Below are 13,233 nucleotides of genomic sequence, written 5' to 3' on the forward strand. Positions count from 1 at the left end.
ACGAACGAGCGTCATGACTGCCGGAGCGACGACACTGTACATCGCGACGAGCGTCGACGGATACGTCGCGGCCGAGGACGGCGGCGTGGACTGGCTCGAGGCGTTCGGCGGTGAGGACAGCGCCGCGGCGTACGAGGCGTTCTTCGCCGCCGTCGACTGTCTCGTGATGGGGGCGACGACGTACGAGCAGGTGCTCGGGTTCGGCGAGTGGCCCTACGAGGAGCGGCCGACGGTCGTCGTCACCAGCCGTGACCTCCCACGAGCGACCGACGCGGTCGAACTGTACGCCGGCGACCTCGATGCACTCGCGGAGCGGCTCACCGACGAGTACGACCACGTCTGGCTCGTCGGCGGCGCGCAACTCGCGCGGACGTTCCTCGCACTCGGCCGTGTCGACCGTCTCCGCCTCAGCGTCGTCCCGGTGGTGCTCGGAGCGGGCGTCCCGCTGTTCGACGGGGACGGCGACCGGACGGACCTGACGCTCCTCGACTCCACCAGCTTCGAGAGCGGTATCGTCGAACTGGACTACCGCGTCGTGGAGTGAGGGCTGCGGGTCGGGGGTCGGGAGGACGGGCGCGAGGGTCGCTCTCGGCGGTGGCTCGTCGCCGCTCGGGCCGTCGGACGTGCGTCTGACACAGAGCTTTGTGCGGGGAGTGGTAAGGCCCTCCATGACCAGCCTCACGGAGGTGTACAACGGGGGCGCTGGCGGGGCGAACCTCCGACGGCTGTACCTCGGCGTCGCGCTGTTCGTCGTCGGCGTGGCGTTCGTTCTCGGTGGTATCGTCCTCGCAGCCACGGAAGTCGGCTGGACGTGGTTCGACTCGGGGTGGCGAGGCGCGCGCGAACTCGGGATGACGCTCGCCGGCCTCGGCGTTCCGGCGGTGTTCCTCGGTATCCTCGCCGTCCTGCCGTCGAGTCGACTCGTCAAGGGCGCAGCGGTCACCGGCGCGGCCATCACCGTCGTCGGCGTGCTCATGTTCCGCGCCGGCTACCCGAACAACTGGCTCATGGACGACCTCGGTTACCTGTTCCAGACCGTCGCGGTCTACTTCGTCGGCGTCACCGTCACGTTCTGGTGTCTGTTCACCGGCGTCGCGAACTTCAAGACGCGCAACGACCCCGGTGGCACCGTCACACTGGAGATCACGCAGGAGGGCGAGACTCGTGTCGTCGAGGTCGACCGGAGCGAACTCGCCTCGATGGGAGGTCTCGGCTCCATCGGCGGGATGGGTGGCGTCGGTCTCCTCGGAACCGACCCCGACGGCGAGGTCGAGACCCAGACGGCGGGGACGCACTCGAGCGCACGGTCCGACGGCGGGACGACCACGTCCTCGACGCCGAGCACCTCTCCGGAACCGTCGCAGTCGACGCCCGACGCCCCGTCGCGGACCGCCTCGCCCGGTCGTTCGGGGTCACAGTCCGCCGCAGCGTCGACGCTCGGCTCCGACACGGGGGCTGTCGGCGGCGGTCGCGACGCCACCGACCGCTACTGCGGGTCGTGTGCGCACTTCCGGTACGTTCGGACCGACGACGGTCTCCAGCCGTACTGCGGTGCTCACGAGGAACTCATGGACGACATGGAACCGTGCCCGCAGTGGCGGCGCAACAACTGACGCTCCCCGCCGGAACTACTCCTCCGACGTGTTCGACGACGCCCGGACCGCCCGGAGCGTCTCGGCCACCCGCTCCCAGTGACTCCCCATCCAGAACTGTTGTCCACAGTCCCGACAGCGCCAGACGGCCTCGTCGTGGGCGTCGGGCGCGTAGTCGGCGGTCGGTTCGTCCGGCCCGACCCGGTCGAGCGGGCCGTTACAGACGCCACAGAACGCCGGTCGCTCGTCGAGGGTCAGGTCGACACCCGCTCCGTGGAGTTCGCGCAGTTGCTCGACGGGGTCGCGCTCACGGAGGAGTATCGCGTCGTCGACGCGTTCGGCCAACTGGACGTTCCGGGTGACGAGCGTCCGGTCCTCGCCGACCGCGAGACCGAGGGCGAACGCGCTCCCCTCCGCCTCACGGGTCGCGTCGCCCCCCGTCCGGCCCGAAGCTCCGCCGTGCTCGGCCTCGCCACCCCGGTCGAGCACGAAGACGGTGTCGTGGCCGCACATCCGCAGGTAGCTCCGCAGGCCGCCACACATCGCGTCGAGCAGGAGGCGCACGGCTACAGCCCCAGGAACGACTCGACTTCCGCCAGCGACCACGCGTTGAGCACGTCGTCGCGCTCGGCCCAGCCGCGACGGGCGGTGTGGACGCCGTAGCGAAGCAGGTCGAAGCTCTCGGGGCGGTGGGCGTCGGTGTCGATGGCGATGGTCGCGCCCGCGTCGACGGCGGCCTTCACCGCGCCGCCGCGCAGGTCCAACCGATTGGGGTTGGCGTTGACTTCGAGGGCGGTGCCGGCGTCGGCGGCCGCCACCGCGAGGTCGCCGAAGTCCACGTCCAGTCCGGGCCGCTGGTTCAACTGTCGGCCCGTCGGGTGGCCGAGGACGTTCACGGCCGGGTGCTCGACGGCGCGGACCAGTCGCTCGGTGCCGTCGCCGTCGAGCGACGAGTGCGGGGAGGCGACGACGCAGTCCAACTCGTCGAGCAGCGAGTCCCGGACCGAGATACCGCCCTCCGCGTCGACGTTCGCTTCGACACCCGCGAAGACGCGGATGTCGCTGTCGTCGTCGACCTCGCGTATCTCGGCGAGTTGGGTCTCGAGGTCGTCGTCCTCGACACCGACGCCGCCGACCATCCCCGGCCCCGTCGCGTGGTCGGTGATGGCGACGTAGTCGTAGCCGCGTTCCTCCGCGCCGGCGGCCATCTCGGCGATGGTGTTCCGACCGTCCGACCAGTCGGTGTGACAGTGCAGGTCGCCGCGCATCTCGTCGAGTTCGACGAGATCGGGCAGGTCGCCCGTGGCCGCCGCCTGGATCTCGCCGCGGTCCTCGCGGAGTTCGGGGGGAATCAGCGGCAGGTCCAGCGCGGCGTACATCTCTTCTTCTGTACGGCCCGCGACCTTCTCACCGGCGCGTTGGTCGGCGTCGGGGTCGTCGACCTCGCCGATGTCGAACACACCGTACTCGTTGACCTTCAGGTCGCGGTCGATGGCGCGGTCACGGACCCGGATGTTGTGGGCCTTGCTCCCGGTGAAGTACTGGAGCGCCGCGCCGAACTCCTCGGGGGCGGTCACCCGGAGGTCGACGCGGATGCCCCGTGAGCGGACGCTCGCCTTGCTCGTCCCGGCCTCGATGACGGTGTCGGCTGCGGGCCAGTCGGTGAACCCCGCGACGACGGCCTCGGGGTCCTCGCTGGCGACGAGCACGTCCACGTCGCCGATGGTCGCGCGCCAGCGACGCAGAGAGCCGGCGACCTCCCAGCGGTTCGCCGCGTCGACGCGTTCGACGTGCGCCAGCACGTCCTCGGCGAGCGGTCGGGCGTCGGCGAGCAACTGGCGCTCCTGGGTCTGGCGCGCGAAGTCGAGGTTGTCGAGGATGTTCTGCTCGGTCTTGGGGCCGAACCCCGAGACCTCCTGGATGCGCCCGGCCTCTGCCGCCTCCTCCAGATCGTCCAAGTCCTCGATACCGAGTGCCTCGTACAGACTGCCGACGGTCTTCGGGCCGACGCCCTCGACGCTCGTCAGGCCGGCCATGTCGACGGGCAACTCGGCGCGCGCCTCCTCCAACTCCTCGATGTCGCCGGTCTCGACGTACTCGACGACCTTCGCGGCGATGGCGTCGCCCACGCGGTCGATGTCGCCGACGCGCTCCGCGCCACCCTCGCGGGCCATCTCGGCGACGTTCTCGGGGAACGCGCGGATGTTCTCTGCCGCGAGGCGGTACGCCCGCGGTTTGTACTCCACGTCCTGTGCTTCGAGCAGGTCGGCGAACTCCTCGAACAGGTCGGCGAGTTCGTCGTTGCGGACGGTCATCGTCGCCCTCGCGAACTCGAACTGTCACGACCGAGCGCCTGCCGGAGGAACTTCATCCAGCGTTTCTGGTCGGCAGCCTCCTGGGCTTTCGCCTCACGCTCGACGTCGCTCGGACCGAGACTCTCCAGTGCGTTCAGCGCGCGGTCCAGGCCGACGATTGCCTCGACGATCTCCTCGCCCTCCTCGTAGCTGATGTCGGCCTCTTCGAGGCGCTGGCGACGCTGGAGGCGCTCGCGTCGGAGGTTCTTCTTCGCCTGGTCGACCCGGTCGCGCTCCCCCGGTGGGACGGTCTCCCGACGGTGCATCTCGAAGACGAACTCCTGTAGCTCGACGGTCTCGCCCTGCACCTCGATGGTGTCGGGGATGGACGCGCCGACCGTGGCTCCCTCGCGGTCGACGCGTTCGAGCAGGCCCTTTCGCTCGAACTCCTTCATACACACTCCTCGGAGCGGGAGGACAAAAGCCCAAACGAAAGGCATACCCCGTGGCCTGCCGCAGATTTCGACATGGCTGACGACGAGGAAGACGACGGACCCATCGTCGAACTGGGCGAGGGGCCCGCCGTCGACGGCGCGCCGCTCTCACGCATCAGTTCGCGGCTTCACTTCGGTATCGAGCGCTCGGAGGTCGTCCGACGCGTGGGCGACGAGGAGCTTCGTACGCCCGACGGTCCCCGGACCGTCGAGTCGATTCTCGACGAGACCGACGAGACGTACTTCCCGGCGTCCGAGGACCTCCGCGAGACCGTCGAGGGAATCGTCGGCACCGGGCCGGTCCCGACGCGCGAGCGCGAGGAGAGCGACACCGACCAGGAGAGCGAGGCCGACGACGCGGCCGACGCGGCCGACGGCGACGCCGACGAGAAGTAGCGAAACGCTCGCTGACGGTCGCGTCTCGGAGATTCCGAGCCGCGACGCAGGACCGCCGGAGGAGTAAACCACTTTCTCGCTGGCCCCGTACGGCGAGTGTGCTGCCAATTGACCCCAGCGACATCGACGCGGAGGACATCGGTGAGAAGCGCGCAACACTCACCATGAACCACGAAGACGCCATCGAACACGTCCGGGAGGTGTTCACGGACGCCGGGTTCGGCGTCCCCGTCGAGTTCTCGCCCTCGGAGATGCTCAACGAGAAGGTCGACGCCGGCCGCGACCCGTACTACGTTCTCGGGGCGTGCAACCCCGCGATGGCCGACCGCGCGCTCGACATGAGCATGGAACTCGGTGGTCTGATGCCCTGCAACGTCGTCGTCTGGGAGGAGGAACCGGGCGTCCAGCAGGTGTACCACCTCTCCATCATGCGTGCGGGCCGTCTGCTCGGCGTCGCCCCCGACTCCGAGGAGTGGTCCGACCTCGTGAGCGACACCGGCGAGATGGTCGAGGAGGCGTTCGCGAACCTCGACTCGGCGTAGGCGGTCTCGTCCTCCCGGCGCTCAGCCGTTCCGTCGGCGCTGGAAGTAGAGCATCACCACGATACCCGGTAGACCGAGGACGGCGAACGCGAGGAGTCCGGCGACCATCAGCTCCACCCCGGTGACGAGCGGGAGCGCCGCGGCGAGCGCCTCGCCGGCGACCGGGGCGGTCACCCGCCTACCCCCCAGTCCGCGAGACTCGACTGGAGGCCCGCAACCATCTCCGAGTTCCGTCGGAGGCGGTTCATCGACACCGGGAGCCGTGGCGTAAGTTGGTTCACGGCGTCGTGGAACGTCTCGGCGACGCCGGGGTCGCCCTCGGAGAACGCGTTGCGGACGGTCTCGCGGACCTGCCACACCCCGGCCGGCCCCCAGTAGTCCTCGGTGACGTGGCGGACGACGAGCACCTTCGCCTGTCGCCCCTCGTCGGCGAGGTGTTCGAGCGCGCCGAGACGGGCGGCGTAGTACGCGCCCGCGGTCTCCTCGACGTACCCCGTGCGGCCCTCGTAGTTCTCGTAGTCGGCGGCGACGAGGTAGTCGCCCTGTTTCCAGTTCCAGATGCTCCCCGGCGCTTTCAACTCGACCAGTTCGAACTCCCAGTCGCCGGGGGCGACGACGACCCAGAACCGGTTGCCGAGGTACTCGTTGTACCACACCTTCGTCTCGTCGACGCTCGGAGCGTTGCGGATCGACCCTCGCAGGAACTCGCCGACGGTGTCGTCGACCGCCGTTATCGACCACCGCGTCGGAACGAGCTTTCGCTGGCGGGTCTGGCCGAGCGCCCCCGCCGAGAGGATGGTGTTGATGTCGTAGACGTCGAACCCGCGGTTGTAGAGGTACGTCATCGCGCCCTCGGCGCGCCAGTCGTCGTCCGAGAGGGTCTTCTCGACGGCGCGGGGGACGTGGGGGTTCTCGGTCAACTCGGCGGACTCGGCGGTCGCGCGCGGCCCGGTCGGCGAGGAGACGTCCTCCATCGTGATGTCGAGGTCGACGTCGAGCGGACCGTCCAGTCCGACCTCCACGTCGACCGGGCGGTCGGCGATGGCGACCTCGCGCTGGACGCCGGTGAACCCGTCCCACTCGTCGGCGACGTGGACGTTGGTGCGCTGGTTGGAGTTGAGCAGGTTCGTCCGCGCCTGGAACACGTCCGAGATGGTGTAGCCCGAGCGGTACCAGTGGGGGCCGGTCTCGTACTCCGCGGCGTGTTCGGCGTCGCTGACGGGTGCGAGCAGGCCCGCCGAGACGTTCGGGTACGACGACCGCCCGACGAAGATGGAGGGGGAGGTCGACCCGAACAGGGAGTCGCCCTGCACGGCGTCGTCGAACTGGCGCTCCACGTCGGCGAGGTACTCCGTTATCTCGTAGGACTTCTCGCGGGCGAGGCGACGTTTCCGAGCCGCTTCGTCCTCGCTCACCTCCTCGAAGTACTCGCCGAGATTCATACGTTCGTCAGTCGGCCCGGTCGCCTATCAACCCCTCGCCAGCGCGGTGAAAGTGAACGCGCTCGGGGGTGGGGGCCGGCGAGTGCGGTTGCAGTCGGCGAGGCCGTCGCTGGTGGTCGTCGTTCGATGCGTGCCGCGAAAATCGGTACTCGGGGTGCGAGAGCGGGTCCTTACGAGTGGATGCCCATCGCTTCGATCTGCTCCTGATAGCGGTTGCGGATGGTGACCTCGGTCACCTGCGCGACGTCCGCGACCTCGCGCTGGGTCTTCTTCTCGTTGCAGAGCAGCGAGGCGGCGTAGATGGCCGCGGCGGCGTAGCCCGTCGGGGACTTCCCCGACAGCAGGCCCTCCTCCGCGGTCGTCGTGATGATCTCGTTGGCCTTCGACTGGACCTCCTCGCTCAGTTCCAGTTCCGAGCAGAACCGCGGGACGTACTTCTTGGGGTCGACCGGCTCCATCTCCAGGGAGAGTTCTTGGGAGATGTAGCGGTACGTGCGGCCGATCTCCTTGCGCTCGACCCGCGAGACCTCCGAGATCTCTTCGAGCGAACGCGGGATGCCCTCCTTGCGGCAGGCGGCGTACAGTGCGCTCGTGGCGACGCCCTCGATGGAGCGCCCGCGGATGAGGTCCTCGCTGAGTGCGCGGCGGTAGATGACCGACGCCACTTCGCGTACCGAGCGTGGCACGCCGAGTGCCGAGGCCATCCGGTCGATCTCGCTGAGCGCGAACTGGAGGTTGCGCTCGCCGGCGTCTTTCGTGCGGATGCGTTCCTGCCACTTTCGCAGGCGGTGCATCTGACTGCGCTTCTTCGAGGAGATGGAGCGCCCGTAGGCGTCCTTGTCCTTCCAGTCGATGGTCGTCGTCAGCCCCTTGTCGTGCATCGTCTGGGTGGTGGGGGCACCCACACGGGACTTGCTCTGCCGTTCGGAGTGGTTGAACGCCCGCCACTCCGGGCCTGGGTCGATGTTGTCCTCGTCGACGACGAGACCACAGTCGTCACAGATCGTCTCACCTCTGTCCGTCGACTTCACGAGTTGGTCCGACCCGCACTCCGGACACACTCGCTGTTGTTCCTGCTCCGATTGCTCCGATTCAGCCGCTTGCTCTCGCTCCCGAGTCCGGGTGGGCCGTGTCATCGCGTTTTTATAGTATCACGGGACCACTATTTAAAGCTTTCCCCTGTTGAGTTGCCTGGCTCTGGGCGGAACGGACCTATGGCGCGTGATTTCTCGGGGTTTACCCGTGGTTCGTGAGGGACCGAAACCCACTTCGCCGTCCCCCGGGGAGCGCGAGTATGCCGGTCATCGAGTGCGACCCCGCGGCCGCCCGCGAGCGTCTGGTCGCGGCGGGCGTCGCGGTACGCGAGGGGAACACCGACCACGAACGCTGGCGGGCCGACCACGAGGGTGCGACGGCCGTCGCCTACGACGACAAGGTCGTCGTCCAGGGGGGGAGTCCGACCCGACTCGTCGGGCTGTTGCAGGGCGGTGGCGGTCGTGCCCACGTCTACTTCGACGGTGCGTCCAGGGGGAACCCCGGTCCCGCGTCGGTCGGGTGGGTCATCGTCACGGGCGACGGAATCGCCGCCGAGGGCAGCGAACGCATCGGCCGCGCGACGAACAACCAGGCGGAGTACGAGGCGCTCGTCCACGCGCTCGAAGCCGCCGCCGACTTCGGGTTCGACAGCCTCCAGATTCGCGGCGACTCCCAACTCGTGGTCAAGCAGGTGAAGGGTGCGTGGAACACGAACGACCCCGAACTGAAGGAGAAACGGATTCGGGTTCGGGAACTGCTCCGCGAGTTCGACGAGTGGAGCCTCGACCACGTTCCGCGCGAGATAAACGACCGGGCCGACGAACTAGCCAACGAGGCACTCGATGACTGACGAGACTCCCACCGAACAGTCCGCCCCGCCCGACGAGCAGCGAGAGACGACCGACGACCCGCCGGAGTCGGTCGTCGAGGAGGCCGAGCGACTCACCCGCCTCGCGCGCGACGCCGTCGACCCCGAGGAGGCGGCGGCCGCACGCGCCACGCGCGACGACCTGCTCGACGAACACGACTTCGGCGCCCGCGAACGCGACGACGACGTCCTCGTCGTCCATCCGGCGGAGTGGGTCGAGGACGGGTCGGTCCGCGTCGAACTCGTCGACGACACCGCTCGGGCCGTCGAGATACCGCTCGAAGCCCCCGCCGAGGACGCCGACTGGGACACCGTCGACGCGCACAACCGAACGGTCGTCGAGCGCGTCCGCGAGACCCACGGCGAGGTCCACGGCGACAACGCCGCGGCGTTCGCCGACTTCATGGGGAACCACTATCTCAAACCCATCGAGGCGGCGACCGACCAGATGCGTGCGGAGTTCCTCGACGAGTACTTCCCGCGCAACGCGTGGCCCAGCGCCGACCAGCGCGCGGTCGTCGAGGAGTCCCTCGAGCGGACGATGGCAGTCGCTCGGGAGCGATAGCGCCTCGAAAAAATCCCGTGCCGTATGTCAGATTCGGTTACTGCTCGATCGCGTCGATGAGTTCGCGCAGGTCGTCTGCGCGGGACTCGTCGGTGACGTAGCGGGTGAACACCCAGTTGAGCTGGTCGAGGACGGCCTGCTGGCCCTCGTCGGTCAGCGCGTACTGGTTCGTCCGCTTGTCGAGTTCGCTCTTCTCGACGAGGTCGAGTTCGACCAGGTCGTCGAGGTTCGGGTAGAGCCGCCCGTGGTTGACCTCGGAGTCGTAGTACTCCTCGAGTTCCCGCTTGATCGCGAGCCCGTAACGGGGTTCCTCGGCGAGAATGACGAGGATGTTCTGTTGGAATGCTGTCAATTCGCGACTGATGCCCGGGTCGCCGGCTACTGACTGTGCCTCTGACATGAGCGAAGGGAGGACACGACACTATTTAAAACTTCTCAACCATCAACGTGTTTCTCTGGCATATCGCCTTACTGCGGAGGGATTCGCGACCATAATTATGCAGAGACTATCGCTATTTATAGACACTGCTGATTGGATAATTGCCGTACTCGTATACGGAGTGCCGTGCCGAAAGTACTTTTTGGCCGTTGCGCGCACATCCGACGATGACGAACCTCTGGGAAGACCTCGAAACGGGGCCGAACGCACCCGAGACCATCTACGCGGTCGTCGAGTGTCTGAAAGGCGAGCGCAACAAGTACGAGTACGACAAGGACGTCCCCGGCGTCGTCCTCGACCGCGTGCTCCACAGCAACGTCCACTACCCCTCGGACTACGGGTTCATCCCGCAGAGCTACTACGACGACGAGGACCCTTTCGACGTGCTCGTGCTCGTCGAGGACGCGACGTTCCCCGGCTGCGTCATCGAGGCGCGCCCGGTCGCGCTCATGAAGATGGACGACGACGGCGAGCAGGACGACAAGGTCATCGCGGTGCCCGAAGAGGACCCGCGGTTCGACCACGTCCAGGACCTCGAGGACATCCAGCAACAGACGCGCGACGAGATTGACGAGTTCTTCTCGACGTACAAGAACCTCGAGAAGGGCAAGGAGGTCGAAACGCTCGGGTGGGAGGACAAGGCTGCGGCCCACGACGCCATCGAACACGCCCAGGACCTCTACGAGGAGCACTTCGGCTGAATCGAGGTACCGAGACGCCGTCACCGCGCGCCGCCGTGGCGCGGTGACTCCCGGTAATTCCTGTCGGTAATCGGACCGCGAGCGACGGATGTGTTATGATTATGGGTAATTTTTAGTCCACACAAGCGGTAGGTGTTACCGTTATGAGCGCACGTCCGTTCGGCATGCACCACCGGACCGTCGTTCCCGAGAACTTCGAACGCCCCGAGGAGTCGGTCGAGGACCTCGACGCGGAGTCGGAGACGAAGCCCCCGCTCGCGACCGACGGCGGCGAGCGTCGCCGATAGCCCACCGCGCCTGCCGGTACCTTCGCGGCGTCGGTCGGTTCAGCCCCGTCGTGAGCGGCGCACGAGAGGGGTAGCTTCTTGTATCCTAGTCGTGGTAGGCGTACCATGGGATTGTTCGACCGGCTTCGCGGCGGTGACGGCCCCCGCGTCGCTTTCTTCGGTATCGACGGTGTCCCCTACAGCCTCGTCAGCGACAACCCGGAGGAGTTCCCCACCCTCTCGGCGATGGCGAGCGAGGGAACCGCCGGTGCCATCGACAGCATCGTCCCGCCGGAGTCCAGCGCCTGCTGGCCCTCCCTCACCACGGGTGTCAACCCCGGCGAGACGGGCGTTTACGGCTTTCAGGACCGCGAGAACGGCTCGTACGACACGTACGTCCCGATGGGACGCGACGTGCAGGCGACCCGCCTCTGGGACCGCGTGACCGACGCCGGCCGCGAGGCGACGGTGATGAACGTGCCCGTCACGTTCCCGCCCCAGCGCAACGTCCAGCGGATGGTCAGCGGCTTCCTCTCGCCGAGCGTCGAGAAGGCCGCCTACCCCGACGAACTGCGTGAGACCCTCGAAGCCGGTGGCTACCGCATCGACATGAACTCGAAACTCGGGCACAAGGAGGACAAGACCGAGTTCATCGAGGACGCCTACGAGACCATCGACGCCCGATTCGAGGCGTTCAGCCACTACATCGAGCAGGACGACTGGGACCTCTTCTTCGGCGTCTTCATGACGACCGACCGGGTCAACCACTTCCTGTTCAAGGACTACGAGGACGACACCGACGACAAGGAGCTGTTCATCGAGTTCTACAAGCGCGTCGACGAGTACCTCGGCAAACTCCGCGAGATGCTCCCCGAGGACGTGACGATGGTCGTCGCGAGCGACCACGGGTTCACCAGCCTGAACCACGAGGTCCACTTCAACACGTGGCTCCGCGAGAACGGCTGGCTCGACTTCGAGGACGACGACCACGACTCGCTGGGCGACATCTCCGACGACACCCGCGCCTACGCGTTCATCCCCGGTCGCTTCTACATCAACCTCGAGGGCCGCGAACCGCGCGGTAGCGTCGCCGAGGAGGACTACGAGGCCGTCCGCGACGAACTCAAGGCCGACCTCGAAGCGATGGAAGGACCCGACGGCTCGAAAGTCGCCGAGCGCGTCGTCACCAAGGAAGACGCCTTCCGCGGTGCCCACGACGACATCGCCCCCGACCTCGTCGTCATCCCGAACCACGGCTACGACCTCAAGGCCGGCTTCAAGGACGGCGGCGAGGTGTTCACCTCCGGCCCACGCAACGGCATGCACAGCTTCGACAACGCGTGTCTGTTCGTCGACGACGAGAACGTCCACGTCGGCGACGCCGACCTGCTCGACATCGCGCCGACCATCCTCGACCTGATGGACGTCGAGTACGACCGCACCGCGTTCGACGGCTCCAGCCTCACCCGCGCCTGAGCCGTCTCCGACGCGACCACCACGCGCACTCGTCGGTTCGGTCCGACTCCGTTCTCGCCCGAGCGTTCAAGTACGACGACGCGACCAGCGCTCGCCATGTCCGACGCCCCCACCGCGGACCGCTCGCTCGCCGACCGCGTCGACGCCATCGAACGCGCGCTGACCGACGACACTCCCCCCACGACCACGACGGTCGGGCCGGTCGGCTCCGGTCTCGACCGGGAGCGCGTCGCCGACCTCGAGACCGAACTCGCGGACCTCCGTGCCTCGCTCGATGCGCTTCGCGGCGTCGTCGCGGCACTCGACGAGGGGACCGACGCGGACGAAGCCGGCGCGAGAACCGGGGGTGCCACCGCGGACGGGGACCCGACCGGTCCGCTCCAGTCGCCGGGACCGCTCCACGCGCCGACCGGCCGGCCGATTCCCACCTCGATGGACGGCGACCGGGCCGACGGGGACGCCACGCCCGACGTCGCCGGCGAGGTCGACACACCGGCCGGGTCGTCCGAGGGGGAGGGGTCGCGCGCTGGAATCCTCGCGCGGGTCACCGAGACGCTCTGAGCGCCGCCGATGGCACTTCGAATCGTCCTCGCGGCGCTCCTCACGTCCGCGCTGGTGGCCGTCGCGCTCCCCGTCGTCGACGACGCCCGGACCGCGACCAGTGCGGCGACCCTCGACACGGCGAGCGACCGCGTCCGGACGGTCGGCGAGCGCCTGGTCGCGACGAGCGACCCGGTCGCCCGCGGGTCGGCCGCGCGTCGCGTCCTCACCGTCTCGGTCCCGAGGCGGGGGTGGGGGACGCGGACTGGCCACCTCCGCGTCGGCGACGGCCGAATCGCGTGGCGCGTCGGCGACGGTCCCTGGCACACCGAGCGTGCGCCTCGCCTCGTCGTCTCCGACGGCCCGCTCGTCGTCCGCGGCGAGACGCGACTGGTGTTCACGCACCGACTGCACGACGGCGAGTCCGTCGTCGTCGTCCGGCGAGGGTTCAAGACGGAAGCCGAGGCCACCGCCGACCATGTCACTGCTCGCACGCCTCCGCGGGGACGCCGCGGACGACTGTCGATGCACCCACTCGTTCGACGGTGACCGCCTCGTCGTCGACGCCGAGGCGTGTCCCGGC

Annotated in this window: 18 protein-coding genes; 11 read left to right on the forward strand and 7 right to left on the reverse strand. The window is 68.2% G+C overall.

Annotated features, from left to right (window positions below):
* The first annotated feature begins 13 nt into the window (after positions 1 to 13).
* Positions 14 to 544 carry a dihydrofolate reductase family protein gene (locus M1L36_RS01135; RefSeq protein WP_250871860.1) on the forward strand — a complete coding sequence of 177 codons (531 nt, stop codon included), beginning with the start codon at positions 14 to 16 and terminating at the stop codon, positions 542 to 544.
* A 124-nt stretch (positions 545 to 668) separates the two neighbouring features.
* Complete coding sequence (locus tag M1L36_RS01140; RefSeq protein ID WP_250871861.1) at positions 669 to 1,613, forward strand: cell division protein CdpA domain-containing protein; 945 nt, start codon at positions 669 to 671, stop codon at positions 1,611 to 1,613.
* A 15-nt stretch (positions 1,614 to 1,628) separates the two neighbouring features.
* Here the strand turns inward: M1L36_RS01140 and M1L36_RS01145 are convergent, their stop codons facing one another.
* Genes M1L36_RS01145 through M1L36_RS01155 form a run of 3 tightly spaced genes read right to left on the reverse strand, consistent with a single transcriptional unit; the run spans position 1,629 to position 4,341 of the window.
* Positions 1,629 to 2,156, reverse strand: a complete 528-nt coding sequence (locus M1L36_RS01145) for a Mut7-C RNAse domain-containing protein (protein ID WP_369694192.1) — start codon at positions 2,154 to 2,156, stop codon at positions 1,629 to 1,631.
* Between the two features lie 2 nt (positions 2,157 to 2,158).
* Positions 2,159 to 3,907, reverse strand: coding sequence for a DNA polymerase/3'-5' exonuclease PolX (gene polX, locus M1L36_RS01150; protein ID WP_250871862.1), 1,749 nt, complete (start codon positions 3,905 to 3,907; stop codon positions 2,159 to 2,161).
* The gene (locus M1L36_RS01155; RefSeq protein ID WP_250871863.1) at positions 3,904 to 4,341 is read right to left on the reverse strand and encodes a DUF5788 family protein; all 438 of its coding nucleotides are present in this window, start codon (positions 4,339 to 4,341) and stop codon (positions 3,904 to 3,906) included. Before M1L36_RS01155 ends, polX begins: the two co-directional genes overlap by 4 nt.
* Positions 4,342 to 4,413: 72 nt before the next feature.
* On the opposite strand from M1L36_RS01155, the gene M1L36_RS01160 reads away from it, so the two are divergent.
* Positions 4,414 to 4,776 carry a DUF5789 family protein gene (locus tag M1L36_RS01160; protein WP_369694193.1) on the forward strand — a complete coding sequence of 121 codons (363 nt, stop codon included), beginning with the start codon at positions 4,414 to 4,416 and terminating at the stop codon, positions 4,774 to 4,776.
* Between the two features lie 98 nt (positions 4,777 to 4,874).
* Entirely contained in the window at positions 4,875 to 5,318 is a 444-nt protein-coding gene (locus tag M1L36_RS01165; protein ID WP_250871864.1) for a DUF302 domain-containing protein, read from the forward strand.
* 21 nt (positions 5,319 to 5,339) lie between these two features.
* On the opposite strand, the gene M1L36_RS01170 is transcribed toward M1L36_RS01165, so the two are convergent.
* The 3 genes from M1L36_RS01170 to M1L36_RS01180 form a co-directional block, all read right to left on the reverse strand.
* The gene (locus tag M1L36_RS01170; protein ID WP_250871865.1) at positions 5,340 to 5,492 is read right to left on the reverse strand and encodes a hypothetical protein; all 153 of its coding nucleotides are present in this window, start codon (positions 5,490 to 5,492) and stop codon (positions 5,340 to 5,342) included.
* Positions 5,489 to 6,760 (reverse strand): DNA repair protein NreA, encoded by a 1,272-nt coding sequence (nreA, locus tag M1L36_RS01175; RefSeq protein ID WP_250871866.1) that lies wholly within the window; start codon positions 6,758 to 6,760, stop codon positions 5,489 to 5,491. Before nreA ends, M1L36_RS01170 begins: the two co-directional genes overlap by 4 nt.
* 170 nt (positions 6,761 to 6,930) lie before the next feature.
* A complete protein-coding gene (locus tag M1L36_RS01180) occupies positions 6,931 to 7,896 on the reverse strand; it encodes a transcription initiation factor IIB (protein ID WP_250871867.1) in 966 nt (321 codons plus the stop codon).
* A 158-nt stretch (positions 7,897 to 8,054) separates the two neighbouring features.
* Between M1L36_RS01180 and rnhA the strand changes: the two genes are divergently transcribed.
* Together rnhA and M1L36_RS01190 are read left to right on the forward strand one after the other, a co-directional pair.
* A complete protein-coding gene (gene rnhA, locus M1L36_RS01185; protein WP_250871868.1) occupies positions 8,055 to 8,645 on the forward strand; it encodes a ribonuclease HI in 591 nt (196 codons plus the stop codon).
* The gene (locus M1L36_RS01190) at positions 8,638 to 9,228 is read left to right on the forward strand and encodes a DUF7108 family protein (RefSeq protein WP_250871869.1); all 591 of its coding nucleotides are present in this window, start codon (positions 8,638 to 8,640) and stop codon (positions 9,226 to 9,228) included. The genes rnhA and M1L36_RS01190 overlap by 8 nt, the downstream gene beginning before the upstream one ends.
* Positions 9,229 to 9,265: 37 nt before the next feature.
* Here M1L36_RS01190 and M1L36_RS01195 read toward each other — a convergent pair whose 3' ends face one another.
* A complete protein-coding gene (locus M1L36_RS01195; protein WP_250871870.1) occupies positions 9,266 to 9,628 on the reverse strand; it encodes a PadR family transcriptional regulator in 363 nt (120 codons plus the stop codon).
* A gap of 206 nt (positions 9,629 to 9,834) precedes the next feature.
* Here M1L36_RS01195 and M1L36_RS01200 point away from each other — a divergent pair, with 206 nt between their 5' ends.
* From M1L36_RS01200 to M1L36_RS01220, 5 genes are all read left to right on the forward strand, one after another.
* Entirely contained in the window at positions 9,835 to 10,368 is a 534-nt protein-coding gene (locus tag M1L36_RS01200) for an inorganic diphosphatase (protein WP_250871871.1), read from the forward strand.
* A gap of 143 nt (positions 10,369 to 10,511) precedes the next feature.
* Positions 10,512 to 10,655: a hypothetical protein gene (locus M1L36_RS01205; RefSeq protein ID WP_250871872.1), complete on the forward strand. Its 144-nt coding sequence runs from the start codon at positions 10,512 to 10,514 to the stop codon at positions 10,653 to 10,655.
* 105 nt (positions 10,656 to 10,760) lie between these two features.
* Complete coding sequence (locus M1L36_RS01210; RefSeq protein WP_250871873.1) at positions 10,761 to 12,110, forward strand: alkaline phosphatase family protein; 1,350 nt, start codon at positions 10,761 to 10,763, stop codon at positions 12,108 to 12,110.
* Between the two features lie 96 nt (positions 12,111 to 12,206).
* Complete coding sequence (locus M1L36_RS01215) at positions 12,207 to 12,671, forward strand: hypothetical protein (RefSeq protein WP_250871874.1); 465 nt, start codon at positions 12,207 to 12,209, stop codon at positions 12,669 to 12,671.
* Between the two features lie 9 nt (positions 12,672 to 12,680).
* Positions 12,681 to 13,199: a DUF7311 family protein gene (locus tag M1L36_RS01220; RefSeq protein WP_250871875.1), complete on the forward strand. Its 519-nt coding sequence runs from the start codon at positions 12,681 to 12,683 to the stop codon at positions 13,197 to 13,199.
* Positions 13,200 to 13,233: the final 34 nt, after the last annotated feature.

Source organism: Halomarina rubra, assembly GCF_023699475.1.
In the GTDB taxonomy this organism is placed as follows: Archaea; Halobacteriota; Halobacteria; order Halobacteriales; family Haloarculaceae; genus Halomarina; species Halomarina rubra.

What these genes read in the sequence shown, in the direction of transcription:
- M1L36_RS01135 (WP_250871860.1), top strand. Translation starts at nt 14, where the DNA reads ATGACTGCCGGAGCGACGACACTGTACATCGCGACGAGCGTCGACGGA.
- M1L36_RS01215 (WP_250871874.1), top strand. Translation starts at nt 12,207, where the DNA reads ATGTCCGACGCCCCCACCGCGGACCGCTCGCTCGCCGACCGCGTCGAC.
- M1L36_RS01190 (WP_250871869.1), top strand. Translation starts at nt 8,638, where the DNA reads ATGACTGACGAGACTCCCACCGAACAGTCCGCCCCGCCCGACGAGCAG.
- M1L36_RS01210 (WP_250871873.1), top strand. Translation starts at nt 10,761, where the DNA reads ATGGGATTGTTCGACCGGCTTCGCGGCGGTGACGGCCCCCGCGTCGCT.
- nreA (WP_250871866.1), bottom strand. Translation starts at nt 6,760, where the DNA reads ATGAATCTCGGCGAGTACTTCGAGGAGGTGAGCGAGGACGAAGCGGCT.
- M1L36_RS01160 (WP_369694193.1), top strand. Translation starts at nt 4,414, where the DNA reads ATGGCTGACGACGAGGAAGACGACGGACCCATCGTCGAACTGGGCGAG.
- M1L36_RS01155 (WP_250871863.1), bottom strand. Translation starts at nt 4,341, where the DNA reads ATGAAGGAGTTCGAGCGAAAGGGCCTGCTCGAACGCGTCGACCGCGAG.
- M1L36_RS01200 (WP_250871871.1), top strand. Translation starts at nt 9,835, where the DNA reads ATGACGAACCTCTGGGAAGACCTCGAAACGGGGCCGAACGCACCCGAG.
- M1L36_RS01220 (WP_250871875.1), top strand. Translation starts at nt 12,681, where the DNA reads ATGGCACTTCGAATCGTCCTCGCGGCGCTCCTCACGTCCGCGCTGGTG.
- M1L36_RS01195 (WP_250871870.1), bottom strand. Translation starts at nt 9,628, where the DNA reads ATGTCAGAGGCACAGTCAGTAGCCGGCGACCCGGGCATCAGTCGCGAA.
- M1L36_RS01205 (WP_250871872.1), top strand. Translation starts at nt 10,512, where the DNA reads ATGAGCGCACGTCCGTTCGGCATGCACCACCGGACCGTCGTTCCCGAG.
- rnhA (WP_250871868.1), top strand. Translation starts at nt 8,055, where the DNA reads ATGCCGGTCATCGAGTGCGACCCCGCGGCCGCCCGCGAGCGTCTGGTC.
- M1L36_RS01140 (WP_250871861.1), top strand. Translation starts at nt 669, where the DNA reads ATGACCAGCCTCACGGAGGTGTACAACGGGGGCGCTGGCGGGGCGAAC.
- polX (WP_250871862.1), bottom strand. Translation starts at nt 3,907, where the DNA reads ATGACCGTCCGCAACGACGAACTCGCCGACCTGTTCGAGGAGTTCGCC.
- M1L36_RS01180 (WP_250871867.1), bottom strand. Translation starts at nt 7,896, where the DNA reads ATGACACGGCCCACCCGGACTCGGGAGCGAGAGCAAGCGGCTGAATCG.